General features: G+C 65.3%; 1 protein-coding gene. It reads left to right on the forward strand.

The features are described 5' to 3' along the window. The first annotated feature begins 4 nt into the window (after positions 1-4). Positions 5-427 (forward strand): F0F1 ATP synthase subunit epsilon, encoded by a 423-nt coding sequence (locus B2527_RS13315; protein ID WP_057626868.1) that lies wholly within the window; start codon positions 5-7, stop codon positions 425-427. Positions 428-750: the final 323 nt, after the last annotated feature.

Consider the following 750-nt stretch of genomic DNA (forward strand, 5'->3'; position numbering starts at 1 on the left):
TTCCATGAGCACCATCCGTTGCGACATCGTCAGTGCCGAGCAGCAGATCTTCAGCGGCGAAGCGACCCTGGTCGTGGCCACCGGTGAGCTGGGCGAGCTGGGCATCGCGCCCAAGCACGCACCGCTGATCACCCGTCTGAAGCCGGGCAAGGTCGTGGTCACCACCGCTGCCGGGGAACACCTGGATTTCGCCATCTCCGGCGGCATCCTGGAAGTACAGCCGCAGGTCGTGACCGTGCTGGCCGACACCGCCATCCGTGCCAGCGACATCGATGAAGCATCGGTGCGCAAGGCCAAGGAAGAAGCCGAGCGCGTGCTGGCCCACCGTGGCGAAGCCATGGAGCTGGCCGAGGCACAGCAGAAGCTGGCCGAAGTCACTGCCCAGCTGCAGGCATTGGAGCGTCTGCGCCGCAACCTCAAGCACTGAGGCCTGCAGCAACGCCCAGAAAAACGCCGGCCAACGCCGGCGTTTTTTTTTGCCCCGTTTTTGTAGTGCCGAGCCATGCTCGGCAGAGGCCTTACACCGCATGTTTCTGTAGTGCCGAGCCACGCTCGGCAGAGGCCTCCCCAGGCAAGCCCCTGCCGAGCATGGCTCGGCACTACATACACCCCCTCCCTTTCGCATAGCGAAGGGGAGGGCTGGGGAGGGGTGCTTCTGGCTGGGAATGCCCCCTGCCGAGCATGGCTCGGCACTACACCTCCTCCCTTTGGCGCAGCGAAGGGGGAGGGCTGGGGAGGGGTGCTTCTGGC

Source organism: Stenotrophomonas sp. UBA7606, assembly GCF_002477705.1.
Classification (GTDB): domain Bacteria; phylum Pseudomonadota; class Gammaproteobacteria; order Xanthomonadales; family Xanthomonadaceae; genus Stenotrophomonas.

Excerpts from the sequence above, each read along its gene's own strand:
- B2527_RS13315 (WP_057626868.1), top strand. The coding sequence starts at position 5 with ATGAGCACCATCCGTTGCGACATCGTCAGTGCCGAGCAGCAGATCTTC.